1 protein-coding gene is annotated in these 1357 nt (G+C 69.7%); it reads right to left on the reverse strand.

Annotation, left to right across the window (positions count from 1 at the left end; translation table 11 throughout):
- Positions 1–26: 26 nt before the first annotated feature.
- Positions 27–1306 (reverse strand): IS3 family transposase gene (locus tag GCU60_RS19660; protein ID WP_163208329.1). Its coding sequence is split into 2 segments (ribosomal slippage): positions 27–1018 and positions 1018–1306, totalling 1281 coding nucleotides; the frame shifts between segments, so codons are not numbered across the junction.
- Positions 1307–1357 lie beyond the last annotated feature (51 nt).

Raw genomic sequence — 1357 nt, forward strand, 5'->3', positions numbered from 1 at the left:
TGAACCGCCCCGGCAAGTCCGGAGACTCAGCTGTCTGTGACCCCGGCCGTTGTCAGGGTCGGTTGTTGAGCGTAGTGAGCTGCCTCCATCTGGACCGGCGGCATGTCGCCGCAGTACTGGTAGAGCCGGCGGTGGTTGAACCAGTCGACCCATTCGGCGGTGGCGACCTCGACCTGGTCGACGCTGCGCCAAGGCCCGCGGGCCTTGATCAGTTCGGTCTTGTAGAGGCCGTTGATCGTCTCGGCCAGGGCGTTGTCGTAGGACGACCCGACCACGCCCATGGAGGGCCGGATGCCGTCGGCGGCCAGCCGCTCGCTGTAGGCCACCGAGGTGTACTGGCTGCCGTGGTCGTGGTGGGCCACCACCCCGGTGACGTCTCGTCCTTCGCGGCCGCGGGTCCACACGGCGTGCTCGAGGGCGTCCAGCACGAGCTGGGCGGTCATCGTCGTCGCTGAGCGCCAGCCGATGATCCGGCGGGCGTAGGCGTCGATCACGAACGCCACGTACACCCAGCCGGCCCAGGTGGACACGTAGGTGAAGTCGGCTACCCACAGCCGGTCCGGTGCCAGCGGGGCGAACTGCCGTTCCACCAGGTCAGCCGGCCGGGCGGCGGCCGGGTTGGCGATGGTGGTGCGCTTGACCTTGCCGCGCACCACACCGGTGAGCCCAAGGTCGCTCATCAGCCGCTCCACTGTGCACCGGGCGATCGGTGGGGCACCGGCGGCGCGTTCGCGGTTGAGGGCCAGCCAGACCTTCCGGGCGCCGTACACCCCGTAGTTGTCTGCGTGCACCCGGGCGACCTCGACCCGCAGCGCGGCGTCGCGCACCGCCCGCGCTGACGGGATGCGGGAACGGTGCTCGTAGTAGGTCGCGGGGGCGATCTTGGCGCCCAGCTCGGTGAGCTGGCCACAGATCGTCTCGACCCCCCAACGCAGACCCTCGGGTCGTTCACCGACGTGGGCGTCGATGAACTTCACGATCAGCGGGATGGCCGGTCGAGCTCGGCCGCGAAGAAAGCCGACGCCGCCTTCAAGATCGCGTTCGCCCGCTTGAGCTCGGCGTTCTCCCGCTTGAGCCGCTTCAGCTCCGCGGACTCCTCGCTGGTCACCCCCGGCCGCGCCCCGCCGTCGACCTCGGCCTGCCGGCACCACTTACGCACTGTCTCGGCCGTGCCGATCCCCAGCAGCTCGGCGACCCGGCCCATCGCCGCCCAGTCCGAGTCGTGATCGGACCTGACCTCGGCGACCATCCGCACCGCCCGCTCACGCAACTCGGCGGAGTACCTCGTGGTGGAACTTCCTGCCATGACTCCATCCTTCCCAAGGAACGGAGTCTCCGGACTTGCCGGGGCGGTTCA

The sequence above is a fragment of the Blastococcus saxobsidens genome (assembly GCF_010682065.1).
Classification (GTDB): domain Bacteria; phylum Actinomycetota; class Actinomycetes; order Mycobacteriales; family Geodermatophilaceae; genus Blastococcus; species Blastococcus saxobsidens_B.